This is a genomic window from Roseofilum sp. SBFL (genome assembly GCF_017746885.1).
Classification (GTDB): Bacteria; Cyanobacteriota; Cyanobacteriia; order Cyanobacteriales; family Desertifilaceae; genus Roseofilum.
The window spans coordinates 1-23,575 of the sequence record NZ_JAGHZH010000069.1; the positions used below are offsets into that span (position 1 = coordinate 1).

24 protein-coding genes, 1 tRNA gene and 1 pseudogene are annotated in these 23,575 nt (G+C 45.3%); 18 read left to right on the forward strand and 8 right to left on the reverse strand.

Annotation, left to right across the window (positions count from 1 at the left end; all coding sequences use genetic code 11):
• Nucleotides 1–99 precede the first annotated feature (99 nt).
• From J7545_RS23965 to J7545_RS08080, 7 genes and pseudogenes are all read left to right on the forward strand, one after another.
• A complete protein-coding gene (locus J7545_RS23965; RefSeq protein WP_413039021.1) occupies nt 100–261 on the forward strand; it encodes a DUF6883 domain-containing protein in 162 nt (53 codons plus the stop codon).
• A gap of 20 nt (nt 262–281) precedes the next feature.
• On the forward strand, nt 282–440 hold the full coding sequence (locus J7545_RS08055; protein WP_318701446.1) for a DUF4926 domain-containing protein: 159 nt from the start codon (nt 282–284) through the stop codon (nt 438–440).
• Nucleotides 441–457: 17 nt separating this feature from the next.
• A pseudogene (locus J7545_RS08060) lies at nt 458–1,075 on the forward strand (class I SAM-dependent methyltransferase); the annotation flags it as partial.
• Nucleotides 1,076–1,732 carry a class I SAM-dependent methyltransferase gene (locus J7545_RS08065; protein ID WP_318701447.1) on the forward strand — a complete coding sequence of 219 codons (657 nt, stop codon included), beginning with the start codon at nt 1,076–1,078 and terminating at the stop codon, nt 1,730–1,732.
• 92 nt (nt 1,733–1,824) lie between these two features.
• Entirely contained in the window at nt 1,825–2,295 is a 471-nt protein-coding gene (locus tag J7545_RS08070; protein ID WP_413038719.1) for a cupin domain-containing protein, read from the forward strand.
• Between the two features lie 51 nt (nt 2,296–2,346).
• Entirely contained in the window at nt 2,347–2,706 is a 360-nt protein-coding gene (locus tag J7545_RS08075; protein WP_318701450.1) for an EamA family transporter, read from the forward strand.
• A gap of 15 nt (nt 2,707–2,721) precedes the next feature.
• Nucleotides 2,722–3,696, forward strand: coding sequence for a glycosyltransferase family 2 protein (locus tag J7545_RS08080; RefSeq protein ID WP_318701451.1), 975 nt, complete (start codon nt 2,722–2,724; stop codon nt 3,694–3,696).
• A gap of 108 nt (nt 3,697–3,804) precedes the next feature.
• Here J7545_RS08080 and J7545_RS08085 read toward each other — a convergent pair whose 3' ends face one another.
• From J7545_RS08085 to J7545_RS08100, 4 genes are all read right to left on the reverse strand, one after another.
• The gene (locus tag J7545_RS08085) at nt 3,805–4,470 is read right to left on the reverse strand and encodes a DUF2202 domain-containing protein (RefSeq protein WP_318719402.1); all 666 of its coding nucleotides are present in this window, start codon (nt 4,468–4,470) and stop codon (nt 3,805–3,807) included.
• Nucleotides 4,471–4,679: 209 nt separating this feature from the next.
• The gene (locus J7545_RS08090) at nt 4,680–5,516 is read right to left on the reverse strand and encodes an Rpn family recombination-promoting nuclease/putative transposase (RefSeq protein WP_318719403.1); all 837 of its coding nucleotides are present in this window, start codon (nt 5,514–5,516) and stop codon (nt 4,680–4,682) included.
• A 242-nt stretch (nt 5,517–5,758) separates the two neighbouring features.
• Entirely contained in the window at nt 5,759–5,902 is a 144-nt protein-coding gene (locus tag J7545_RS08095; RefSeq protein ID WP_271939737.1) for a high light inducible protein, read from the reverse strand.
• 172 nt (nt 5,903–6,074) lie between these two features.
• Nucleotides 6,075–6,977, reverse strand: a complete 903-nt coding sequence (locus tag J7545_RS08100; protein ID WP_318701457.1) for an alpha/beta fold hydrolase — start codon at nt 6,975–6,977, stop codon at nt 6,075–6,077.
• A 398-nt stretch (nt 6,978–7,375) separates the two neighbouring features.
• Here J7545_RS08100 and J7545_RS08105 point away from each other — a divergent pair, with 398 nt between their 5' ends.
• A complete protein-coding gene (locus J7545_RS08105; protein ID WP_413038646.1) occupies nt 7,376–8,281 on the forward strand; it encodes a S66 peptidase family protein in 906 nt (301 codons plus the stop codon).
• A 102-nt stretch (nt 8,282–8,383) separates the two neighbouring features.
• Complete coding sequence (locus tag J7545_RS08110) at nt 8,384–9,220, forward strand: Uma2 family endonuclease (protein WP_318701460.1); 837 nt, start codon at nt 8,384–8,386, stop codon at nt 9,218–9,220.
• 14 nt (nt 9,221–9,234) lie between these two features.
• On the opposite strand, the gene J7545_RS08115 is transcribed toward J7545_RS08110, so the two are convergent.
• Entirely contained in the window at nt 9,235–11,295 is a 2,061-nt protein-coding gene (locus J7545_RS08115; RefSeq protein WP_318719404.1) for an OmpA family protein, read from the reverse strand.
• Nucleotides 11,296–11,583: 288 nt separating this feature from the next.
• Here J7545_RS08115 and J7545_RS08120 point away from each other — a divergent pair, with 288 nt between their 5' ends.
• From J7545_RS08120 to J7545_RS08135, 4 genes are all read left to right on the forward strand, one after another.
• Complete coding sequence (locus J7545_RS08120; protein WP_318701463.1) at nt 11,584–13,443, forward strand: ferredoxin--nitrite reductase; 1,860 nt, start codon at nt 11,584–11,586, stop codon at nt 13,441–13,443.
• A gap of 77 nt (nt 13,444–13,520) precedes the next feature.
• Nucleotides 13,521–14,126: a hypothetical protein gene (locus tag J7545_RS08125; protein ID WP_318701464.1), complete on the forward strand. Its 606-nt coding sequence runs from the start codon at nt 13,521–13,523 to the stop codon at nt 14,124–14,126.
• A gap of 65 nt (nt 14,127–14,191) precedes the next feature.
• Nucleotides 14,192–15,709 (forward strand): MFS transporter, encoded by a 1,518-nt coding sequence (locus J7545_RS08130; RefSeq protein WP_318701465.1) that lies wholly within the window; start codon nt 14,192–14,194, stop codon nt 15,707–15,709.
• Between the two features lie 265 nt (nt 15,710–15,974).
• Nucleotides 15,975–18,170 (forward strand): nitrate reductase, encoded by a 2,196-nt coding sequence (locus J7545_RS08135; RefSeq protein WP_318701466.1) that lies wholly within the window; start codon nt 15,975–15,977, stop codon nt 18,168–18,170.
• A 23-nt stretch (nt 18,171–18,193) separates the two neighbouring features.
• Here the strand turns inward: J7545_RS08135 and J7545_RS08140 are convergent, their stop codons facing one another.
• Nucleotides 18,194–19,903, reverse strand: coding sequence for an alpha/beta hydrolase (locus J7545_RS08140; protein WP_318701467.1), 1,710 nt, complete (start codon nt 19,901–19,903; stop codon nt 18,194–18,196).
• Between the two features lie 48 nt (nt 19,904–19,951).
• Between J7545_RS08140 and J7545_RS08145 the strand changes: the two genes are divergently transcribed.
• Genes J7545_RS08145 through J7545_RS08155 form a run of 3 tightly spaced genes read left to right on the forward strand, consistent with a single transcriptional unit; the run spans nt 19,952 to nt 21,378 of the window.
• Entirely contained in the window at nt 19,952–20,098 is a 147-nt protein-coding gene (locus tag J7545_RS08145; protein ID WP_318701468.1) for a hypothetical protein, read from the forward strand.
• An 8-nt stretch (nt 20,099–20,106) separates the two neighbouring features.
• The gene (locus J7545_RS08150; protein WP_318701469.1) at nt 20,107–20,508 is read left to right on the forward strand and encodes a hypothetical protein; all 402 of its coding nucleotides are present in this window, start codon (nt 20,107–20,109) and stop codon (nt 20,506–20,508) included.
• A 39-nt stretch (nt 20,509–20,547) separates the two neighbouring features.
• On the forward strand, nt 20,548–21,378 hold the full coding sequence (locus J7545_RS08155; RefSeq protein WP_318701470.1) for an MOSC domain-containing protein: 831 nt from the start codon (nt 20,548–20,550) through the stop codon (nt 21,376–21,378).
• 195 nt (nt 21,379–21,573) lie between these two features.
• Here J7545_RS08155 and J7545_RS08160 read toward each other — a convergent pair whose 3' ends face one another.
• Together J7545_RS08160 and J7545_RS08165 are read right to left on the reverse strand one after the other, a co-directional pair.
• Nucleotides 21,574–21,918, reverse strand: coding sequence for a thioesterase domain-containing protein (locus J7545_RS08160; protein ID WP_318701471.1), 345 nt, complete (start codon nt 21,916–21,918; stop codon nt 21,574–21,576).
• Nucleotides 21,875–22,423 (reverse strand): MaoC family dehydratase N-terminal domain-containing protein, encoded by a 549-nt coding sequence (locus tag J7545_RS08165; RefSeq protein ID WP_318701472.1) that lies wholly within the window; start codon nt 22,421–22,423, stop codon nt 21,875–21,877. The genes J7545_RS08160 and J7545_RS08165 overlap by 44 nt, the downstream gene beginning before the upstream one ends.
• A gap of 313 nt (nt 22,424–22,736) precedes the next feature.
• Here J7545_RS08165 and rplS point away from each other — a divergent pair, with 313 nt between their 5' ends.
• Both rplS and J7545_RS08175 read left to right on the forward strand, forming a co-directional pair.
• Nucleotides 22,737–23,126, forward strand: a complete 390-nt coding sequence (gene rplS / locus J7545_RS08170; RefSeq protein ID WP_271936856.1) for a 50S ribosomal protein L19 — start codon at nt 22,737–22,739, stop codon at nt 23,124–23,126.
• Nucleotides 23,127–23,198: 72 nt separating this feature from the next.
• Nucleotides 23,199–23,271 (forward strand) — tRNA-Trp (locus J7545_RS08175).
• Nucleotides 23,272–23,575: the final 304 nt, after the last annotated feature.

The window sequence follows — 23,575 nt, forward strand, 5'->3', positions numbered from 1 at the left end:
TCTTAGGTTTTGCTCCTACTACCAGTGCTATGATTGATATCCTCCTATCCGTAGCTATAAAGTTGATTAATCCTGAACCGTTAAAAAACTGGTTTACTCATTGTTGTTACTGTCCATCATAACAGCGCAAAGCGCTGTAAGTATAAGATTGATGGTACACTCAAGGGCATCAATGGAATAGAGTTAGAGGTGAGAACGATTTGGATAGTTGAAACCAATTATGATCAAGCTAGATTTGTTACGCTAGTTCCTAGGGGTTGAGATAATCTGGAGGTAAGTTGATGAAGCCAAAATTTCCACTTTTTTCTGAAGTTGTATTGTTACAAGAGATAGAACTGTATAACCTCAAACGAGGTTCAGTGGGTACTGTTGTAGAGCATTATCTGGACAATGAACAACAAGAAATTGGCTATAGTTTAGAAGGTTTTGATGTTCCTTAGAAAACCAGCATCTTTGTGATGTTGGATGCGCCTATGGATGGTTCATAGAAGCAGCAACACAGCGGGGAATGGAAGCAGTGGGAATTGAACCGGAAGAAGCGGTTGCTTTACAGGGAATTGCCGAAGGACACACCATTAAAATTGGCTATTTTCCCGACTGCTTAGAAGACTCAGCACGCTATGATATCATTTCCTTTAATGATTCCCTCAAACATTTGCCTAACTTACCCGCTATTTTCCAAGCTTGTTATCATCATCTCAACCCTGGCGGAAAACTGATTGTTAACATCCCAAATAGTCAAGGGATATTCTTTAAAATTGCCGAAAAACTAGCTCAACTCGGATATACTAGCCCCTGGGATAGACTGTGGCAGAAACAATATCCATTTCCCCATCTGATTTATGTCAATCCCCAGAACTTAGAAGACTATGTAACTCCCTATGGGTTTAAACTACTTCAGAGTCAAACTCTAGAAACCATTCAAATCAAGGGACTTTGGCAACGGTTACGCATGGAGAAAAGCTCTGGGTGGCTGATGTCCGCTATACTCTATGTAGCGTTGGTTATCATCTACCCTCTCATTCATAAATGCCCCTCTGATATCCTCCTCCAGATTTATCAAAAAGACTCTTAGATGTTTATTCAAATTGATCCAGATTTTTTAGCCCAAATTGCCACAGATAACGATCGCATCCCCACTCTGTACTATTCTAAAATAGATGTAGTCCGAGCCGTCTTCTGGATGCGACTGAGATTAATCTACTCCATCTTACAAGATCTGCATATTCAACGGGAAACTTGCTTAGATTTTGGTGGCGGTGGGGGGATTTTCTTGCCCACATTAGCCAAGGATTTCGATCGCGTCTTCTTCTTAGATCTCGAAGATCGAGAAGCGCGTCAAGTTATCGATCGCTATAACTTATCCAATATTGAGATTATAAACCAAGATGTCAGTCAAGTCAACTTGCCGGCCCAATCCTTCGATGCCATTATTGCAGCGGATGTTCTGGAACACTTCCAAGAGTTATCCATGCCCACAAGTCCGATAAAATCCTGGCTCAAACCCACCGGTGTTTTAATTACCTCCCTACCCACAGAAAACTGGATTTATCAAGGATTACGAACCGTCTTTAATATTGAAAAGCCCCTCGATCATTATCATACCGGATATGAAGTCGAAGCCTATCTCGAGTCTCAAGGATTTCGCCCTGTTCGCCGTCAATTTGTACCTCTCGTATGGAATCTCTTTCCCTTATTTTTAATTACGGTTTGGCAATTGAGAAACTCTTGATTCTAAAATATAGATGTGTCTCGATTCCTCTTGCTGAGAAAGTTTTCGATCCGGTATACTCAAATAGTCATTATCTTATCCAAGTTATTCCTGTGAGCCTTAACCCAACGCCAGCTACATCCATTCCTGTATCCTCTAAAAAGACGTTCTATCCTGCCCCTTTTGCTTCCCTTATGGAAGGACGAAGCAAAAGAAAATTGGCAGATCGCTTCGAGATCGAAAATTTTGGAGTCAATTTAACAGAACTAGCACCGGGTGGGATGTCTGCTCTGCTCCATCATCATACTAAACAAGATGAATTTATATACATTGTTTCGGGAACTCCCACTCTGTTGATTAATGAACAAGAATATCTACTCAATCCTGCAGACTGTATGGGCTTCAAAGCGGGAGATGGTGTTGCTCATCAACTGATTAATCGCACTAAGGAACTCGTCGTTTACTTAGAAATTGGCGATCGCACCCCAGGAGATGAAGTAAACTACCCGAATAACGATCTCAAAGGCACTCAATTAGAAGATGGGGCATGGTCTTTTACCCATCAAGATGGTTGTCCCTATTAACTGTAACCCTATTGTCTATTGCTAGAGTGCCTAGCGCGAAGCGCTATATTTATGAACCCATCTATTATCCTTTATCTCATTGCTTGCGTTTTTAGCATTAGTTTAGGACAACTCCTATTTAAACTCGCTGCAAATTTCAGTAATACCCATTCTCCTCAAGGAGTAACACTGATGAGCTATGTCAGTAATCCCTATCTCTGGAGTGCCCTGATTATTTACGGCTCGGCAACCCTATTTTGGATGTGGTTATTACGATTTATTCCTCTCAATCAAGCCTATCCCTTTATGGCATTAGCCTTTGTTATTGTTCCTCTCTTGAGTAGTCTATTTTTAGGGGAAAAAGTTGATGCTCGCTACTTGGTAGGAGTCGCCCTAATTATGTCTGGTTTAATTGTCATAAATTATCAATAAAAGAGGGGAGTTGAATTGAGTTTAAAGCCACAAGTTGCTGTCATTATTCCCTGTTACCGAGTGCGCCAACAGATCGCTTCTGTTTTATCTCAAATTGGCACAGAAGTGGATCGAATTTACCTGGTTGATGATTGTTGCCCAGAAAATACGGGTGAGTTTGTCGAACAAAATAATCAGGATAACCGGATTCAAGTCCTCTATCATCGCCAAAATCAGGGGGTTGGCGGTACAGTGATTACTGGATATAAACAGGCGCTTCTAGACGGAGCGAGCATTTTGATTAAGCTGGATGGGGATGGACAAATGAATCCCCGTTTTATTCCCCAATTGATTGCTTCCCTACTCTCAGGAGAAGCGGATTATACTAAAGGTAATCGCTTTTATCATCCCGAACATCTGCAAGGGATGCCCATGATTCGGGTATTGGGGAATGCGGGTTTATCGTTTTTAACTAAGCTCTCTTCTGGATATTGGGAACTTTTTGATCCAACCAATGGCTATACTGCCATTCATCATACTGTCTTAGAACTTATTCCGCTGCGGAAACTGAGTAAACGATTTTTCTTTGAATCGGATTTACTCTTCCGTCTGAATACCGTGCAAGCGGTGGTGATAGATATTCCCATGCCTTCGCAATATGGAGATGAGCAAAGTAATCTGAAGATTATGAAGATTTTCCTACCCTTTTTATGGGGAAATTGCCATAATTTTATCAAGCGAATTTTCTATAATTATTACTTGAGAAGTTTTTCTATTGCCTCTCTAGAGCTATTACTCGGACTTCCCCTATTACTATTTGGCTTTATCTTCGGTAGTTTCTCTTGGCTGAGAAGCTTTACCACGGGAGAAATAGCAACTTCGGGAACCGTAATGTTAGCAGCTCTCCCGATTATTCTTGGTTTTCAATTGGTGCTATCGTTTATCAATTACGATATTTCGATTACTCCTCGAATTCCCCTGCAACGGAAACTGAGGAAAACCAATACTTGAAGACTATCCCTCTTCTGTCACTCTAAGTCTTGAAACTGGGCTTCGATTGTACTTTTCCCAGAGTGATAGAAGAGGACTATTGCCGAGCGCGAAAGGCTATCATCTTTCTTACTTGAATCTCCGTGTCCTTGCGCCCCTATGTCCCCGCATACCCCAATTTCCACATCTCCTACCCCAGCGATAACCCCCACGATGTCCTTCTCTACTATCATATCCTCCTTGTCCTCCAGGTTCATGAGCAGAACTGATAATAATGTTGTATTGTTCTACCGATAAATGTTGAGGTTGGTAGGTTTGAGCCGTTTGACGACTTAAAGCAGAGACAAACGAGCGTAAATGATTGCGAGAGCCTCGCACTAAATTACCATACACTTGTTGAATGTTTGGTTTTTGAGTTCGATCGATCTTCTCTTCTAGATCGACAATATCCAGTTCTTCAATCTCTGCCCCAACTTTGAGAGCATCGGCTAAAGAGCGATGACCGGTTTTGAGCAGGGAATCGTATAGTTGTTGTAAGTCTGGATTAGTAAAAACACCTGGGTTGTTATTGGCGATCGGATCGTGGAGTCCGTAACGGTTGAGCAGTCTGAGAACAGCATTCATATGACGAGTCTCGCTTTGGGCGATATTGTCAAAAATGGAGAGTTGCCAACGGGTATATAAAGACAGATAGATATCGTGTGCCAATTTTTCCTCTTCTCGCATATACAGTAATCCTTCTGCTTCTGAGGATTTTAGAGGGTCCGCGGCTAAACGAGGGTTTGAATACATCATTGGCTTCACTTCTGATGGAGTTTATAGGGGATTGAGGCTAGATAGGAGATTGCTACTCTTATATAGCTCAATCGCTATCTAAGAGTATAACTAAATAAAGTGAAATTGGATAGGGTGAACAAAGAAAATCCAGAGTGCTGCGATCGCCACTTTTACTAAGCTAGCGATCTTTGATCGAGATGAATAGGTAGGCATTGCCCCCTGACTCGCTATATTTCCTGACGTAAAGCTGCAACAGCCTCCAAACTTAATCCAGTTGCTTGTGCAATTTCCTCATCATTCAATTGACCCAATAAATTTCGAGCAATGGCACGTTTTCCTTCTTCAATTCCTTCCTGTCGTCCCAAAGCGATCGCCCCCTGTTGGTCATAAATAAACATTTCCCGACGTTCTAACGCTTCTAATTCCTCTGGCATTAAACCCGCTTCATTGGCAATCTCAAAGGCTTGATGCAATTCTGGAATCTCATTGAGGGATTCTGGAATAGACGTAAGCGATCGCGCAAATTTCATAAAGTAAATCCATTTATCTGCTAAAGTTTCAAGCTGATTTAAGTCTTTAGTAAACTTGGGTAATTCCACAAAGACTAACTCCAAATCATTATCAGGGTAGTGCCATCCTTCTGATTTCTCTCGATAAACAAAGTGAGAAATGAGCCGATTGCGTTCGGGAAACATCTCAAAATCAGTAATAGTCAAAGCAATCACCGGTTTGAGCATTCGATATCCTTGCCCTTTTTGCAGTTGAAAGGTATAAGCTTTGGCTGCATTAAATAAAACCCGCTTCCCAAAAGACTGAACATTTAAGACCTGCATTTCAATAATTACGAGAGTCCCATCATTGAGAGTCGCTCTGACCTCCAGATAAGTATCTTTTAACCCTTCAAGTTGAGGCGGTAAATTGGGATTGATAATTTCTAGATCTTTGATGGTAGAATGTCCTTCATAGACCAAAGCATTTAGAAAACTGATTAAAATATTTTTGCTTTGAATTGAGCCAAATATTTTCTTAAAAGCATAGTCGGTTTTGGGGTTAATAAATTCCATAGCAATCGTACCTGAGCGTTTTGTCAAGTCCTAAATATAGTCTAGTCGAGTAGGGTAGGCAATGCCGACTCTTTCGATCTAATTTAAGCAATATCACTCAATTTCTCAGTTTTCCTATTCTACGAAGAAAATATCTTAATAGATACAAGAAATAGAGAGGAGTCAGCCAGTGCTGACTCCTCTCTACAATGAAATTGTTTCGGTTAGGGATGATGGCATTCATCAATGAATGCGATCGGAGATTACATTAAGCCAAGTTGAGAAAGGATACCTTGACCGGTCATGAACTCCGTAGCTAAACCGATGATAATCCCTAGCATTGCGAGGCGGCCGTTCCAAGTTTCGGCGAAGGCAGTGAAACCCAGTTTATTGTCTTGCTTTTCCATTTTTCAGAACTCCGGTGAGATTTCAAGTATCTGTAACTAAACTTAACACAAGAAATTGAAGTTGACAACATTTGTTAATGTTGCCTGACAGAATTGCTCGGCAAAAGGCAAGGAGCAGTAGGAGTGCAAAATTTTTCGCCCCTACTTGTCGCTTTTCCCCATCCCCCATTTCCTAGGGCGTAGTGCCATATATCCAATTGCGGATTAACCCATTCACCTGAGTGGGAACTTCATCATGGGGGCAATGCCCCGCTTCGAGGAAATGTTCTGTTAGATCGGGATAATATTGATGGAATTTGGGACTTCTTTCTCTGGCCTTCATCCAGGGATCAGCTTCTCCCCAGAGAACTAAGAGGGGACAGGTGAGTTGCTGCAAGAGATGATCGACTTTTGCGCCAGGAGGAGTTTTGAAGACGGCGGCAAAAACGTCAGGAGCCCCAACATCACAGGAGGGGCGATAAATTTCTTCTACCAGTTGGTCAGTGACGGCGGTTTTATCCAGATAGACCTTGAGGAGGGTTTTACGGATAGTGGCGCGACGACGAGCATATTGAAACAGCCAAAAGTTAATCCCTGGTTGCAGAAATAGCCAGCGCGTTATTTTACCGATAGTGGCTTTGATGGGGTTGGGTGGGGTCTTGGGTTCACTATCAGAAAAAGGGCCAGCACTGTTGATGAGGACTAAACCGACGGCTGACTGGGGATATTGAGCGGCGACACAGAGGGAGGCGTAACCACCAAGGGAATTTCCAGCTAAAATTGCAGGCTGACCTATGACTTGGGTAATAAAGTCATGGAGTTGATCGCGCCAGAGGTCTCCACTATAGGTTAATTTGGGTTTACTCGATCGCCCAAATCCGAGCAAATCAATTGCCCAAACCTGAAAATCTTCCTGAAGTTCAGCAATATTTTTCCGCCAGTGATCGGTAGATGCCCCAAACCCATGAACTAGGAGTAAAGGGGGGCGTTGGGAATGGGGTTGTCCAGCTTGGGTGTAGTAAATGGAGTGGCCGCGCCAATTCCAATATTGGCCGGTTAGATCGGATGGACTGTTTGATGAAACGGTGACTTGCATGGATTGAGTCGGGAAATGATTAAGAAATGTTAATTATTGTAATGTAGCGTTATAGGACTAGGACAGGGTCTATTGCCTTTTGCCTATGACTTGAGACAATAATCTAACGGTTCTCACCCACTCATTCAGTGCGATCGCTCAAAGACTCAGAATTGTGGCTAATGATGTCAGCTAATTTCAATAGATATCGAGTATTATACCCCAATCCATCAATTAATCTGATGAGGGGTCTGATCTCCTTCCGGATCGGATCAAAATCAGAGAGTATATAGAAATGGTAGATGCACCCTGATGAACTCCTCCAGTTGGGGACAACTGGGGGATTACTTTCTTTAAGCTTTCCCACAAACCAGAGTATCCTAGACAAGGTAAATCCTGATTATCTTGTCTTTAAGATCATGCCCCTGGCTTTAGCGCTCCCTCCTCCCCTTCAAGCTGGAGATCAATTAACGGTTATTGCTCCTAGCGGCCCGTTGCAAGAACGGCAGCGTTTTCAAGCTGGACTGGAGCTATGGAAACAACAGGGATATCAGGTCAAGGTGGATGAAAGAATTTATGACCAATGGGGATATTTAGCCGGAAAAGATGGCGATCGCCGCGCTCAACTCCTTGACGCTCTCCACGATCCTCAGTGTCGCGGTATTCTATGTGTTCGCGGAGGCTATGGAACGACTCGCTTATTAGAACCCTGGATCGAGAATCTCCCTTGGAAGCAGTACCCCAAATGGTTAATTGGATTTTCTGATATTACTGGGTTGTTATGGAGCCAATTTTACCAAGGAGTGGGCGGAGGTATTCATGCGCCTGTACTGACCACCCTCTCCCAGGAACCCTCATGGTCTTTAGAGCGTTTATGGGCTGCTGTTCGTGGAGAACCCTTAGCTGCTCTTCAAGGTAAAGGATGGGGAGGCGATCGCACAGAAGGAATTTTACTGCCGGGTAATTTAACTGTAGCCACCCATCTGCTGGGTACACCTCTACAACCTGATGTTCAGGGAGTGATTTTAGCCTGGGAAGATGTGGGAGAAATGCCCTATCGCATAGATCGGATGCTCACTCAGTGGCGCATGAGCGGACTTTTAAGCCAAGTTCGAGGCATGGCATTAGGTCGGTTTAGTCAATGCGAACCTCCCCAAGGACGACTGAGTTTAACTATAGAAGAGGTTTTAGGCGATCGCCTCTCAGACTTAGGTATTCCGATCGTTTCTGACTTACCCTTTGGTCATGACGGTGAAAATGGAGCCTTACCGGTTGGCGCTTCAGTGTATTTAGATGCAGAAACAGGAAGGCTGGCGTTTATCTAACATCATGTGGGTTGAGCGATCGTTTTCGATCAAGAAAATTAACCTTTAAGCCCAAGCTAAACTGGTTTTGAGGTTTGTGATAAATCCTATATCTGTAAAGCCATGACTCAACTATATCCCTATCCCAAGCAGCAATCTCTACCCACTATGTATGATTTACCCAGCGAAGACCCGGAGGAACCTGGATTGCCTGATGAATTTCACGATTACCAACCAGATTTATTAACTCAAACTTGTCAATCTCCCCGCTATTCTCAGGAAGACTATGTTATCGCCAGCGATCTCAACCTTTACTACGATAGTGACCATACCCTATGGTATAAACGCCCCGATTGGTTTGTAGTTTTGGGAGCCAAGCGTAGTCGCAACCAACAAGAGTTACGCCTGAGTTATGTGATCTGGCAAGAAGAAGTCAGTCCGTTTCTGGTCATTGAGTTAGCATCTCCAGGCACTGAAGATGAAGACTTAGGACGCACAGAACGCAAAGAGAAAAAGCCACCGACGAAATGGGAAGTATACGAACAAATTTTACAAATTCCCTATTATGTGATTTACGATCGCTATCAGAATCAGTTGCGGGTCTTTGTCCTTAACTCTGGAAGATACGAAAGACTAGAATTATCACAAGGAAAAGTCTGGTTAGAACAATTGGGCCTAGGATTAAGGTTATGGCAAGGGGTGTACGAGGGAGTAGAAGGGCGATGGTTACGTTTCTACGATCGAGATGGGGAGTGGATACCGACACCGAGTGAGCGAGCTAACCGAGAACAGCAACGAGCTAACCGAGAACAGCAACGAGCTAACCGAGAACAGCAACGAGCTAACCGAGAACAGCAACGAGCTAACCGAGAACAGCAACGAGCCGAGGAAGCAGAGCTAGAGTTGCAAAGATTACGTGATAAACTTCAACAACTCAATATCGATCCTGATTCAGTGTAAAAGATCTGTGACCGTTACTGAGGATAAAAGACGACTGCTCGCTTTAACCAATCTGTCTGTTTAGGATTGACATCGGCTGGGGGATAGGCGATCGCCTCCACCAGAAGCCGCTTCGGAGCGATTCCCTGCTGAATTAGTACTTTTTGCACGGCTTCCGCCCGTTGACGACTCAAAGTTTGCCCTTTTTCTTCCTCCTGATTGGGACTAATATGGCCGACAATCTTAATCTGTAATTCTGGATAGCGTTTTAACAGCGTTACCAACGGAATAATTTTGACTCGGATATCTGCCGTCGGCAACTCAGCGGAATTCACAGTGAAATAAATCCGAATCGGAATTTCTGGGGGCTGGACTTGCACCGTATTGGTTACCGCTTTAACTCCAGGAATTTCAGTAAAGGCTTGGGTAATGCGAGTGGCATCGGCGGCTTGAATCACTGTTCCTTTTACCGTAACTTCCCCATTGGCATACTCAGCAGAAATCGAAATGCTATCTAAACGATCCAAACTTGCCTCGACTCTGGTGACTTCCGCCTGAATTTTTTCCGCAGTCGGAGGCGCAGCAATAATTTCGACTTGATTATCCAGGGCTAAATTGGGGGCATTTTCCTGCATCACCTCTTCCACCGTTTGCTGTAAACTCGGATCGGGCAATTGTCCCGTTAACATCACCCCATCCCCTTTCACTTGTGCATCTAACCGATAGGGCGATAGGGCGGGTGAATTGGCCAAAACTGCGGTCAGTTCGCGACTTAAGCGGGTTTCTCGGACAGAGCGATAGACCAACCAACCGAGAGGCAAAAAGGCGATCGCCACAACTGCCGCAATAACCACCAACCATACCTTGGAAATCCCCCCAGAGCGCAGACGTTCCACTTTTTCCTTAAAGACTAACGTAGCGGGTAAAGCAGGGGCGGGTTGACGTTCTCCAGCCTCACCTTTATCCACAATTAACGCTTCAATCTGCGGACTCAGCAGTGCCATTAATTCCTCTGGTGTCTGTTGCTCTGGGGGTTCAGTCGCTGGAGGTAATTGGGCTAGAGCTGATTCGAGCTTTTCAGCCACTAACGCATCTAACTGGCTCTGAATCTTTTGTTCAACCAATCCTTCTAACTGAGCTAAAAGAACGGACTGCAATTGTTGCATATCCGGACTTTCGGGTAGTTTTATCTGTCCAATTAATTCCCCTTGAACTTGCTCCACCCGTTGCACAATGAAGCTCTCTAAAGTGGGCTGTAAACTTTTAACCAGTTCAGAAGAATCGGGAAGGGGTTGGTTTTGCACATACTTCGATAAATGCTCAGATAATTGGCTCTTCACTTGAGCCGCAATTTCCGGTTGCAGATCTTCCACCGAAGGCAACGCGGGCTGTTCCTTGGGAGTAAGCAAAGTGACGAACTCTTCCCGCGACTCTTGAAATCGTTGCGTCATCCAATCAATCAATTGCTGTTGTAATTGGGTTTCTAGGAGTTCCTGTTGCTTTTCTAAATAGGGTTTGAGGGCACGTTTAAGTTGTTTTTGTAACGGCGGCACTAATTGTGGTAAAATTAAATGCACGACTTCTTCTGAGTGAGTTTGGATATACTCCATTAAATCGGTTCGTAGGAACTGCTCAAACTTCTGGCTAGTTTTTTTATCCGACTCTTTCCGAGACTCTTCTAGGCGCTCCTCAACTCCTCGCAGCAGTTCATCCAGCAGCCGATCCCAAGTTGCTGGAGAGAGCATCCCCTGATTGGATTTCGGCAGTAGGGGAATCATCGTTTCGGCAATTTCCTGTTTGTTTTCCTTAATCGTGCGCGTTAAGGCTGGATCTAGCCATTGCATTAGGGCAGTCGGCGATCGCATTAAATACCGCTTCACCTCCTCTCCCACTAACGGTACTAAAACCTGCGTTAACTCTTCCAAATCTGGCTGTTGGTTCTGCAAACTCGCCAATTCTTGCTTCAGCTCTTTTAATTTATTGAGTTCTTTTTGAGACTCATTGCTTTCCGGAGGAATGAGTAAATTACGCAGTTGTGTTAAAGGATCTTCCTCAATCGTCTCTTCCGTTTGTGGTTTCCTCAAATCCTCTGCCATTGCCCTTATCCTTAAATTATTAATCTTTTCTACAGATTCTTTGCGATTCTTTACAATTGCGTCTTAGGTCATTTTTCATCCTTAACACTCATCAGATAAGGTTTCCAGGACTTCTCGTCCCCCTAAATTATGCGATTTTTACACTTTATTCATACAAAAAGTTCATGAAAAGAAATATTTTGTGATTTGAAATACGAAACTCTACGATCGATCTCCCTAACATACTAGCTAATTCACGGCGGAGCAGACCCAGATCAATTCTTACCTAAATTAAAGAGGCTGTTTTGTATGACAACCGTCCCCTCTACTGAAACGCTCAATAAATTTGAACGCTTTAAAGCTGAAAAAGACGGTTTAGCCGTCAAAGAACAACTCAAACAATTCGCTCAAATGGGCTGGGAATCTATAGATGAAACGGACCGAGACCAGCGGCTCAAATGGCTAGGAATCTTCTTCCGACCCGTTACTCCAGGAAAATTCATGCTTCGGATGCGGATGCCCAACGGTATCCTCACCTCCAAGCAAATGCGGGTGTTAGCGGAAACAACCGAAAACTATGGAGAAGATGGCAATGCTGATATTACCACAAGGCAAAACTTGCAACTGCGGGGCATTCGCCTAGAAGATATACCGCAAATCTTCGACCGATTTCAGGAAGTCGGCTTAACTTCCATGCAATCGGGAATGGACAATGTGCGTAATATTACTGGTTCTCCCGTCGCTGGTATTGACAGTGCCGAACTGATTGATACACGCCCATTGGTGCAGGCGACCCAAGACATGATTACCAACTCCGGTCAAGGCAACCCTGAATTTACTAACTTACCGAGAAAATTCAACATTGCGATCGCCGGCAGCCGAGATAATTCTGTTCACGCAGAAATCAATGACATCGCCTATGTTCCGGCCTACCGCAACGGCATTCTGGGCTTCAACATTCTCGTCGGTGGCTTCTTCTCCGGCAAACGGTGCGAAGCTGCCATTCCCCTAGACGTTTGGATAGAACCAAGTGAGTGCGTAGCCCTCAGCCGCGCCATTCTCCTCGTCTACCGAGACCACGGTCTACGAGCTAACCGGCAAAAATCCAGACTCATGTGGCTGATTGACGAATGGGGACTCGAACGATTCCGAGCCACCGTTGAACAACAACTCGGTAAACGCCTCCCTGAAGCCGCGCCCAAAGACGAATTTGACTGGGACAAGCGAGACCATATTGGCATTCACAAGCAAAAACAACCTGGCTTCAATTACGCTGGATTGCACATCCCCGTTGGTCGCCTATACCCACCCGACCTGTTTGAGCTGGCGCGCCTAGGCGAAGTCTACGGCGATGGGGAAATTCGGCTCACCATCGAGCAGAATGCAATTATTGCCAACATTCCTGACTCGCGTCTAGAAGCATTCCTGGCTGAACCCCTCTTGCAGAAATTCAGCATTAATCCTGACTCCCTCTCTCGCGCCCTCGTCTCCTGTACCGGGGCCCAATTCTGCAAATTTGCCCTCATTGAAACCAAAAATCGGGCAAGCACGATGATGGCAGAACTCAGTCAGGAATTAACCCTCGAAAAACCGGTTCGCATCCATTGGACCGGATGCCCCAACTCTTGCGGGCAACCCCAAGTGGCCGACATTGGCTTAATGGGAACCAAAACCCGCAAAAATGGGAAAACCGTAGAAGCGGTCGATATCTTTATGGGGGGCAAAGTGGGGAAAGAAGCTCAACTCGGCCAAAAGGTGATAAAAGCCATTCCGTGTGAAGACCTGAAATCTGTGTTACGCAACCTGCTGATTGAGCAGTTTGGGGCCCAACCCAAAGCCGGCTATGTAGCTCCGACCCCAGACATGAACGGTAATGGAGCTAAATTGCCTGTCATAGAACCCTTGGCTACCCCTGTGGGAACGGTGCAATTAGCCAAAACGGGTAAAACTTTCCTCTGTTATAAAGGCGAGTCAATCTTGGAAGCAGCAGAACGGGAAGGCCTTGACCTAGAGTCGAGTTGCCGTTCCGGAACTTGTGGAACCTGTCAACAGCAGTTGGTTTCTGGAGAAGTTCGCTATCTCCAAGACCCCCAAGCCTTGGGCGAACAGCAGGGAGCCATTCTGACCTGTATCGCTCATCCGGTTGGAGAGATTGTTCTAGATGCTTAAGGACAGATAGAACAAAAAAACTGGGGAGTGCCCCCAGTCCAAATATCTAATCATCTTAATTAAGGAGTATCGCAAAAATGTCTGAACCTAACAATCCCCTCTCTCCTGTAGAGTCCGTACTTCTGAAAAGCTTGAGTTTAATCGGAGTTGTTGTCTTTGCCGGAGTTATGGTAGGTCGCTGGAATCATCTGGTAACCCAAGTGGCTTTAGCCGAAACAGAAGTTGCAGAAGTGGTTACGCCTGAACCTGAAGTGACTGCTACACCTGAAGTAGAAGAGGTCATTGTGGCTAGTGCAAGTACTACGGGAGTTAAAACTTCTGTGGTGATGACCGAAACTGTAGAAACGGAAGTTGTTGAAGACGTAGCAGAAACCCTAGAAGTGGAGATGGATGAAGCCACGGTCAGTGAATTACGCTCAGAGCTTTATGAACAAATTGATAGCAATTGGCAAACTTCGCCGACGTTCTCTGAGAGTTTAGTGTATCAGGTGGAGGTCAACGAAGAAGGAGCGATCGCCAATTACATCCCCCTTAACTCTGTCGCCTCCGACCACCTCAACGAAACTCCCCTCGGAAACTTACTGCAAGCCAAAGACTCCTCCCCTTCTGCCCCCTTCCTCGTCGTCATGGCTCCTAGTGGTGTCCTTGAAGTCAGTTCCTGGACGGGGAGCGCTTCGCGCTAGGGAATAGGAAAAATCTGGTTTTACCTATTACCCATTACCTATTACCCATTACCTAATCAACCGTCATGCTCAAAGAAATGTGGTCATTCCAGGGCAGATACAAAATTCTGCATATGACCTGGTTCGCCTTCTTCCTCTCCTTCGTTGTTTGGTTTAACCTCGCCCCTCTAGCCACAGCCGTTAAAGAGGATTTCGGTTTAGAAGTCGGTCAAATTCGGACAATTGCTATCTGTAACGTAGCCCTTACCGTTCCTGCCCGGATTATTATTGGGATGCTTCTGGACAAATATGGGCCCAGAATCACCTACTCTGTTCTTTTGGTCTATGCCGCCATTCCCTGTATCGCCTTCGCCAGCGCCCAAAACTTTAGCCAACTGGTGATTAGCCGACTTGCCCTCAGTATCGTCGGTGCAGGATTTGTCATTGGTATTCGCATGGTTGCGGAATGGTTCCCTCCCAAAGAAATTGGTCTAGCTGAAGGTATCTATGGAGGATGGGGAAACTTTGGTTCTGCTGCCTCTGCCTTTACCCTCCCTACTATTGCCGCGATTCTTACCTTTGGAGCCGGTAGCATCATTAACTGGCGGCTTGCCATTGCTGGAACTGGAATTATCGCCGCACTCTACGGTATTCTTTACTTCTTTAACGTCCAAGATACTCCTCCTGGCAAAGTCTATCAAAAGCCCAAAAAAGCAACCGGTCTAGAAGTTACCACGCCAAAAGACTTCTGGTTCCTGATGCTCATGAATATTCCCCTCTCTGGTATTCTTGCTGTTCTCGCTTGGCGCTTAAGTAAAGTCGGATTTCTGAATACTCCGCAACTCTATATGGTTTGGGGGGGGTTACTCTGCCTCTATCTGTTCCAAGCCTATAACTGTTGGGATGTGAACAAAGAACTGATGCTGGGCAAAAAGCGCTATCCGGCTGAAGACCGCTATGAATTTTCCCAAGTTGCCCTCTTAGAACTCACCTATATTGTTAACTTCGGTTCTGAACTTGCGGTTGTTTCCATGCTTCCCGCCTTCTTTGAAGGAACCTTTGGCCTGAGTAAACAAGCTGCCGGGATGATTGCTGCCAGCTATGCCTTCATGAACTTAATGTCCCGTCCTGGCGGTGGCTTAATCTCCGATCGCCTCGGAAGTCGTAAAATGACCATGGCCGTATTAACCGGATGTATGGGTATTGGCTATCTGATGATGGGTCGCGTTACTGGAGGTTGGTTTTTGCCCCTGGCTGTACTCCTCACCATGGCTTGCTCTTTCTTTGTCCAAGCTGGAGAAGGATCTACCTTCGCCATGGTTCCCCTGATTAAACGCCGCATCACCGGACAAATTGCAGGTAACGTCGGAGCCTACGGTAACGTTGGAGCCGTTGCTTACCTCACCCTCTTTAGCTTGCTCCCTTCTGGAGATGTGGGTAACCGAGTCTTCTTTGAAGTTCTAGGCGTTGCATCTCTGATTGTTGCCTTCCTTTGCGGCTTCTTCCTCAAAGAACCCAAAGGCTCATTTGCCGACCATCATGAAGGGGAAATAGACGCTACCACGGTGGCTCATGTAGACTCTCCCGTAACTGCTGCTGAATAGGCAAGAGAGAAAACACGGGGAGGCGGGGACGCGGAGACACGGAGAACTGAAGAACTCTCCTATTATTTTCCCCATCTCCCCACTCCCCCTATCCTGACAAGTGAATGATTTTCATGATTGTGCATCCATAGACCCTCAGAGCGCCCTAAATTTCATAGAGTCATCTCATTCTCTGTGTCCCCGTGTCCCCGTTTCTCCGTGTCTTCCTGACTCGAATCTTAAAATCATTCCCTTGAAAGATCCCCCCATCCCCCACTAAACTGCCATGGTACACAAAACCCTTTGTCCTTATTGTGGAGTCGGTTGTGGCTTAGATGCCTCCCCTCCTGCTGTCCCTGGTAAAGCGACCAACCGAGACAAAGATGGGTTACCTATCTGGAAGATAATGGGCGATAAAACTCACCCGTCCAGTTTGGGAAAAGTTTGTGTGAAAGGAGCGACAATAAGTGAATCTTTAGAGAAAAATCGCCTCAAAACCCCAATGATGCGCGATTCATTGGATGAGCCATTTCGTAAAGTAACTTGGGATGAAGCGCTCAACCGTATTGTGGGCAAAATTAAGACGACTCGGTTAGTCCAAGGGCCTAATGCGATTTGTATGTATGGGTCCGGACAGTTTCAAACGGAAGATTATTATATTGCCCAAAAATTGCTTAAAGGTTTCCTGAGAACCAATAATTTTGATGCCAATTCTCGCTTGTGCATGTCTTCGGCAGTGTCCGGATATATTCAAAGCTTGGGTTCTGACGGGCCACCCTGTTGTTATGATGACTTGGAATTAACCGACTGTGCGTTTCTCATTGGTACGAATACGGCAGAATGTCACCCGATTATTTTTAATCGCTTGCGGGTTTATCACAAGAAAAATAAGCAGGTAAAACTGATTGTTGTCGACCCGCGCAAGACCCAAACCGCAGAAGCGGCGGACCTACATTTGGCGATTCGGCCGGGTACGGATATTGATTTAATGAATGGAATTGCCCATTTATTACACAAGTGGGGATTGATTGACTCCCTGTTTATCGATGAACAAACCACTGGATTTGTCGACTATGTAAAGGTTATCCAATCTTATCCCCCGGAATTAGTGGCGCAAAATTGCGGAATTTCAGTGGAAGATTTGGAACTGGCAGCTCGCTGGTGGGGAGAGTCGAAGCGGGTACTCTCTCTGTGGTCGATGGGGTTAAATCAGTCTTCGGAAGGCACAGCAAAGAATCGAACGCTGATTAATCTGCATTTGATGACGGGGAATATTGGTAAGCCAGGAGCTGGCCCTTTTTCGCTCACTGGGCAACCGAATGCGATGGGAGGCCGGGAAGCGGGAGGACTCGCCCATATTTTACCGGGCTATCGGTTGGTCAAAAATAGAGAGCATCGTCGAGAAGTGGAACAGCTTTGGGGATTAACGCCAGGAAGTATTAATTCTGAACCGGGGTTGTCTGCTTGGGAGATGATTCAAGGGTTGGAACAAGGCTGGGTAGGGGTTTTGTGGATTGCAGCAACGAATCCGGCGGTCAGTATGCCAGATTTGGAGCGGACAAAAGCGGCTTTGTTGCGATCGCCATTTACTATCTGCCAGGATGCCTATTATCCCACAGAAACGGCCGAATATGCCCATGTTTTGCTCCCTGCGGCTCAGTGGAGCGAGAAAACCGGAACCATGACTAACTCGGAGCGCCGCGTCACCCTCTGTCCAGCGTTTCGACCAGCTCCGGGTTCTGCACGTCCCGACTGGGAAATCTTTGCCGAAGTGGGACGCAGATTAGGGTATGAGCAGCCGTTTACTTTTGCGGACTCGGAAGCGGTGCGTAATGAATTTCTCCAGCTTACGGCTAATCGACCCTGCGAGCAACGGGGGATTACTTACAAGCGCCTGCGGGAAGAGGGGCCCCTCCAATGGCCCTGTATCGATGAGGGAAAACCACAGGCACGCATGTATACGGATTTACGCTTTAACACCCCTGATGGTCGGGCGCGGTTTGCGGCATTCCATTCGCGGGGCTTGGCAGAACCGCCGGATGGTGAGTATCCCTTTGTACTAACGGTAGGCCGGCTCTATGGTCATTGGCATACCTTAACTCGAACCGGTCGAATTGATAAGATTCAGAAGATGCATCCAGAAGCAGTGATTGAGGTACATCCCTATGATGCTGAGAAATTAGGGATTACAGAAGGGATGATGGTTGAAGTGCGATCGCGGCGCGGATGGTGTCGTTTTCCGGCTAAAATAACCCAGAATATTACTAAAGGAACCGTATTTGCACCGATGCATTGGGGAGCCATGTGGGGCGATCGCACAGAAGCCAATATGTTAACCCATCCGGAAGCCTGCCCCAGTTCGGGACAACCGGAACTCAAAGCTTGTGCCGTTCGCTTAATCCCCGTCACTGCTGAAGCGTCACTTATCAATCATGAACAATTACCTCTTGAGATGTCAGAGTTAAGCATTTCTCCATCCTGAGATCCATTGATAATAAATCGATCTCAAAATCCTGGAGAGATTTCTGGTAATTGCTCCAGTTCGAGTTGAGTGACTAAACTCAGGGGCATGGGTTCTTGGCTAATCGATTGGATATAAGCGGGAGTTAAATAAGGTTTATAGTCTAGATTTTCAGCCACATAAGTTTGGAAAAAGGCTAAGGTTAAGGCTAGGGTATAGCGACGGGCTAAATCGGGATCTTCGCCAATCACCAAGCTGGGTAACGGGAGATCGTCTTCCCCCGGTTGTAAGGTAGAAAAATGAGTTCCTCCTTCCTGTAAGACTAAATATTTTTCTGATGTATTCGTTAACCAAACAAAGGGTAAAATCTGTTCGGGAAAAGATAGGGCAACCGTATCTTTACTCCCGGCAACAATCATCACGGGAATTTGAATATCATCGAGACTCGATTCTCCTAAAACCCGACTGCTAATGGGATTAATGGCAATTACGGACTGAATGCGGGAGTCCTGGAGGTTCAGGGAGCGATCGCCCTCTCCTAACTCTAAAGCGCGACATTGGAGCAACAGAGAAACGTTCCACGACGGACTATTGGGATTACAATCTGCTTCTAACTGTTCAAAATTAATCTTAGCTCCAGCCAACGCCAACACGGTATAACCGCCAAATGATTGCCCGATCGCCCCTACGCGATCTACATTAATCCGTCCTTCCAGAGCGCCACCCGGTTGGGTTTGGCGGCTGAGTTCATCAAGCATAAAGATAATATCTAAAGGACGGTTGATAAACTCGCTCGGTTCAGCCACTTCATTCGCTTTTCCTTCGAGCATCGCTTCCCGTTGGCGATCGCTACTTTCCAAATGCTCAGGAACCACCACCGCAAACCCTCTAGACGCTAAATGAGTGGCTAAATACACAAAACTTTCTCGATTCGAGCCTAAACCATGGGAAATAACAACTAAAGGAGCGGGTTGATCGGAACGGTTAGGAACATAAAGATCGACCGGATAAGCTCGATTTCGCTCCCGATCTCGGAGGGTAAACGAGCGTTTTTCCCAGCGAAAATAGCCCACATCATCTAAATCAGGCAGTTCAGAAATGGGAATTTCTCCTTTCGGAACTGAAAAAGGAAATGCCGAATTCCATTGAATTCCCTCGGGTACTTTTGCCAGTTGAGATTGAAACGAAACCTCGATCGCCGATTGTTGAGCCACCACCTGATTCGCTTCATTGGTTTGCTGCACTAAGGTATACAAATTCAAGGCAATATCGAGAGCCGATTCTAAATCAATCCGTAATCCTTGAGTGGGAAATTTCCGTAAAATATTCAGCAATGTCATCCCATCCGGTTCAGCCGCAGCTAAAATCAAAGCTGCTCGAATAGCATAAAATCCCTGTTGTCGTCCTCCCGTTTTCACCACTCGCCCCAAGCGCTCTAATAACACTTCTCCTTGAGGAGAATAGAGAAATTGAGAAATCCCTAAAGGAGTCACATCAATCGGCTGCTGGAGAATCTCCCTAAACTGGTTAAGTTGATCCTCATTCAGATAGCGAGTATAAGCAGATAATTTAGGGCTAATTTTTCCTTCATTAACAAAGTTTTCTAAGTCCCGCACAGGAATAGAGCGCTCAACTAAAGAAAAAGAAACATAGACTTGTTCGGCTGCCCAAACCGGTTCTAGGGGAAGGGGAGAACAAACCAGCATTGCCACTCCCATCAGCCACTGCCATCGAAAATATTGTTGTAAGACCATCGATCTCACCTCTCACACCATCTCTATGTTAGCTCAGGTGAATGGGTAATGGGTAATAGAGAATCAGGAATCGGGAATCGGGAAAACTGGATTTTACGCTGGTCTTACCGCATCAATCTTCAGTCAGAAACTCTTCCGGATCAAGCAGGGATAATCTGTATAGGGAAACGACATAAAGCCATTCCAGCGGATTAGGAAAATCTATGAACTTGACCCCGACTCAACCCCTCTCAGTCTGGATTCAACAGTGCTGGGTTCATTATACCTTAGATTCTCCAGAAGAACGGTGTCCAAATGTACCTGAATTACCGGGTTTATATGGTTTGGTTGCTGAAAGTCAAGATGGGGAAAACTGGATTTTACTTCATATTGGTAAAACTCAAGTCAATTTGCGCGAATCTTGGTGTTATTACCGTCAATTACCAATGGTTAAAATTATGCATCAGTTATCCCTAAATGTGAGTTTAGCCGTATGGGCCTTTCCTGTCGATTCTCTACCTGGATTATCTTTAGAACACTTATCGAACTGGGAACACGCGTTAGTCGAATCTTTAGAGCCGATGCTCACCAAAACACCAGCCGTCTTACAAATTGCGGTAAAGTGAATAGGGATACAATGGCATAAAATAGCTAAGGTGTGGATAATGCAAGTTTCCCAGTTGTATATTTACCTGATTAAGTCTTGTGGGGCGATCGCCTGCCCAAATATTAGAGTAACCCCAAATGGGTTAGCTGGCGATCGTCAAATGATGCTCGTCAACCCACAAGGTCAATTTATGACCCAACGGGACTATCCACAAATGACCAAAGTCCAGGTAAATTTGACGGCTGAGACCCTCACCCTAAAATACGAGAATTTTGACCCTTTCGTGCTTCAACCCACCTTAGAGGGCAAGCTACACCCCGTTCAAGTATGGCGAACCCAGACCCTTGCTATTGACCAAGGAGATGCCGTTGCCGAATGGTTTCAAAGAGTCCTGAAATTAGACCATCCCTGTCGTCTTGTCCATCAATCTCCCCACCATCCCCGCGCCGTTGATTCCAAGTATGCCATCACGGAAAATGATACGGTCAGTTTTGCCGATGGCTATCCCATCCTGTTAACGAATACCGCATCTTTAGAAGACCTCAACCGCCGACTGAGCCAAACCTATCCCCAAAATCCCCCCCAATTCCCCATGAACCGTTTCCGTCCCAACATCGTCATTGAAAGCAACGAACCGTTTGGGGAAGATCGCTGGCAAACCGTAACCATTGGCCCAGTAGAATTAGAATTAGTAAAACCCTGCTCCCGGTGCATCATTATCACCACCAATCAAACGACGGGAGAGCGCAACCCCCAGCGCGAACCCCTCAAAACCCTAGCCACCTTTCGCCAACAACCTGGAGGTCTAATGTTTGGTTACAACGTCATTCCCAAAACTCTAGGTGAGATCCAAGTGGGAAGCCAGATGCGATTAAAAATTAAAAATTAATCTGGAAGAAACAAGAGTCAATGACTATCTGCGATAGTCTATAGCGCTGTATCCAATTAAATCTTTTCAGAAGTAGCAGATTTTCCAGGAAACAAACTAGAAATTTTTATTTATGCCACTATTATCAACATTGTTTAAATGCAATATATTGGAGGAAATCCCGTAGTTTTCAGGGGACTTTTTCAATGGGGTACCTCAAAATCTCAGATAGGGACGTAGCTCTTTGGCTAAGGCTTCACTGCGGATAATCGAAAAATGGTCTCCAGCAATTTTGTGGATATTGATGCCACCGGCAGCTAGGGAACTCCAACCTTGAATCTGTTTTTGAGCTAATTCTTCTGATTTTCCGTCGGCATAGAAGAGGGTAATCTGACCCAAGTAAGGCTGGGGTACATAGCCATGCATAGCTTCAATGTTGGCTTGGAAAACCGCAAATAGCTGCTGCATCTGCTTTAGTCCGATTTCCGGAGGCAAAATCTGAAGTTTTTTGCCTTCGTTAAGGATATAGTTTAACTTCTCCTCCAACTCCAGTTGCCCCATTTTCTCTGCTATCGTTTTCCGTCCGTGCAATCCAGACCAAATTACTCTTGGCTTTACCGACTAATTCTTCCTTTTGATTCCAGTAGCTTGTTTCAGAAAGGATGCAAACCAAGGAACGATTTTCACGGTTCTTAGACTCGTAAACCCCTGTTTGTTTCGCCGACGCTCTTAAAGAATCTCCTTCTAAAATTGGGTGGAACCATTGATATTCTAGCTCTCCAATCAAATTGGACATGGGTAATTTCATTAGATACCCATGCAGTGCTGGATACAAAACTGAGGTTAGAAAAGTTGGCGGTGCCACGAGACGGCCATAATCGCTCTTCCGGGCGTAATCTGGATCGAGCCAGAGGGGATTATCGTCGCTAATCCCATAAGCAAAATGTCTGATGGCTTGCGCTGTAACTTCTGTATTCCAAGGCTCTCGTTCTTGGATGATTTGCCCTGTTAATCCCCGAGATTTTTCTATGAACTCGTGAATTTTCCGATCTATTATTTGACTCATTTCAAGTGTTTGTTTCAGAGATTTATTGCTGATTTTTCCAGTTGACAAGAAAAACTCTTGTTTGAAGGTGTTTTTTTTAACATAAATTGCAGACTGCCACTCTTAGAAATTCCTTAGAATTTCTAAGAGTGGCAGATCGGGGCTATAGTACCAGGGTAAGCTCAACTCAAGGGATCGATCTCTGAAAATTGGATTCCGTCGTTAAGCCAAAATATAGTATGCGTTTGCCCTCCCCGTCCTCCCATTCCCCTAGACAGAATATAAAATCTTGAGTTATTATAAAAAATTGTGAGTTTTTAAGATAGATAAGCCCATGCACGCTCAAGAAATCATCCGCTCTATAGAAGCGGAACAAATGAAACCAGAGATTCCTCTAATCTATGTTGGAGATACAGTAAAAATCGGCGTGAGAATCCGAGAAGGTGGAAAAGAAAGAACCCAGCCCTATGAAGGTGTGGTGATTGCCAAGCGCAATGGTGGCATCAATGAAACCATAACAGTGCGCAAAATATTCCAAGGTGTGGGCGTAGAACGAGTCTTTTTACTCCATTCTCCACGCATCACCAATATTAAAGTGACTCGCCGAGGAAAAGCCCGCCGAGCCAAACTCTATTATTTGCGCGATCGCGTTGGTAAAGCAACTCGTCTCAAACAGCGCTTTGATCGTCCCTTAGATACAAAAATCAAGACTAAGACTAAATAACGGCTTCCCCTTGACACAAATTCCAATTGATGTGTATAATTAGAGGGCTTAGGTTAATCCAAACCAACCAGTGCGCTCTTAGTTCAGTTGGTAGAACGCAGGTCTCCAAAACCTGATGTCGGGGGTTCAAGTCCTCCAGGGCGCGTTATTGTCAATCTTCGATCCCGTAAGACTTTGACCTCCGAAATCAGATTTTGGAAACCTGCGCTCTACCTAAAATCTACCTAAATCCAATCTAACACCCCAATATGGGGTATGGAGTAAATAGGTCATGCAAATAGAGAAAATCTATCCATTAAAGCGTTGCTATAGAATTTCATCAATAAACCAATCACATGACCATCACATAAGCATCACATGACCATCACATAAGAGTTTTCTATAGAATTCATAGAGAAATTCAAGGGGTTCCCTGAGAGAAACTGGCAACCCCTCCCAAAACCCCTAAA

Excerpts from the sequence above, each read along its gene's own strand:
- J7545_RS08065 (WP_318701447.1), top strand. The coding sequence starts at position 1,076 with ATGTTTATTCAAATTGATCCAGATTTTTTAGCCCAAATTGCCACAGAT.
- J7545_RS08125 (WP_318701464.1), top strand. The coding sequence starts at position 13,521 with ATGTCTGAACCTAACAATCCCCTCTCTCCTGTAGAGTCCGTACTTCTG.
- J7545_RS08100 (WP_318701457.1), bottom strand. The coding sequence starts at position 6,977 with ATGCAAGTCACCGTTTCATCAAACAGTCCATCCGATCTAACCGGCCAA.
- J7545_RS08090 (WP_318719403.1), bottom strand. The coding sequence starts at position 5,516 with ATGGAATTTATTAACCCCAAAACCGACTATGCTTTTAAGAAAATATTT.
- J7545_RS08140 (WP_318701467.1), bottom strand. The coding sequence starts at position 19,903 with ATGGTCTTACAACAATATTTTCGATGGCAGTGGCTGATGGGAGTGGCA.
- J7545_RS08145 (WP_318701468.1), top strand. The coding sequence starts at position 19,952 with ATGGGTAATAGAGAATCAGGAATCGGGAATCGGGAAAACTGGATTTTA.
- J7545_RS08055 (WP_318701446.1), top strand. The coding sequence starts at position 282 with ATGAAGCCAAAATTTCCACTTTTTTCTGAAGTTGTATTGTTACAAGAG.
- J7545_RS08150 (WP_318701469.1), top strand. The coding sequence starts at position 20,107 with ATGAACTTGACCCCGACTCAACCCCTCTCAGTCTGGATTCAACAGTGC.
- J7545_RS08095 (WP_271939737.1), bottom strand. The coding sequence starts at position 5,902 with ATGGAAAAGCAAGACAATAAACTGGGTTTCACTGCCTTCGCCGAAACT.
- J7545_RS08115 (WP_318719404.1), bottom strand. The coding sequence starts at position 11,295 with ATGGCAGAGGATTTGAGGAAACCACAAACGGAAGAGACGATTGAGGAA.
- rplS (WP_271936856.1), top strand. The coding sequence starts at position 22,737 with ATGCACGCTCAAGAAATCATCCGCTCTATAGAAGCGGAACAAATGAAA.
- J7545_RS08135 (WP_318701466.1), top strand. The coding sequence starts at position 15,975 with ATGGTACACAAAACCCTTTGTCCTTATTGTGGAGTCGGTTGTGGCTTA.
- J7545_RS08110 (WP_318701460.1), top strand. The coding sequence starts at position 8,384 with ATGACTCAACTATATCCCTATCCCAAGCAGCAATCTCTACCCACTATG.
- J7545_RS08085 (WP_318719402.1), bottom strand. The coding sequence starts at position 4,470 with ATGATGTATTCAAACCCTCGTTTAGCCGCGGACCCTCTAAAATCCTCA.
- J7545_RS08075 (WP_318701450.1), top strand. The coding sequence starts at position 2,347 with ATGAACCCATCTATTATCCTTTATCTCATTGCTTGCGTTTTTAGCATT.
- J7545_RS08160 (WP_318701471.1), bottom strand. The coding sequence starts at position 21,918 with ATGGGGCAACTGGAGTTGGAGGAGAAGTTAAACTATATCCTTAACGAA.
- J7545_RS08165 (WP_318701472.1), bottom strand. The coding sequence starts at position 22,423 with ATGAGTCAAATAATAGATCGGAAAATTCACGAGTTCATAGAAAAATCT.
- J7545_RS08105 (WP_413038646.1), top strand. The coding sequence starts at position 7,376 with ATGCCCCTGGCTTTAGCGCTCCCTCCTCCCCTTCAAGCTGGAGATCAA.
- J7545_RS08155 (WP_318701470.1), top strand. The coding sequence starts at position 20,548 with ATGCAAGTTTCCCAGTTGTATATTTACCTGATTAAGTCTTGTGGGGCG.
- J7545_RS08120 (WP_318701463.1), top strand. The coding sequence starts at position 11,584 with ATGACAACCGTCCCCTCTACTGAAACGCTCAATAAATTTGAACGCTTT.
- J7545_RS08130 (WP_318701465.1), top strand. The coding sequence starts at position 14,192 with ATGCTCAAAGAAATGTGGTCATTCCAGGGCAGATACAAAATTCTGCAT.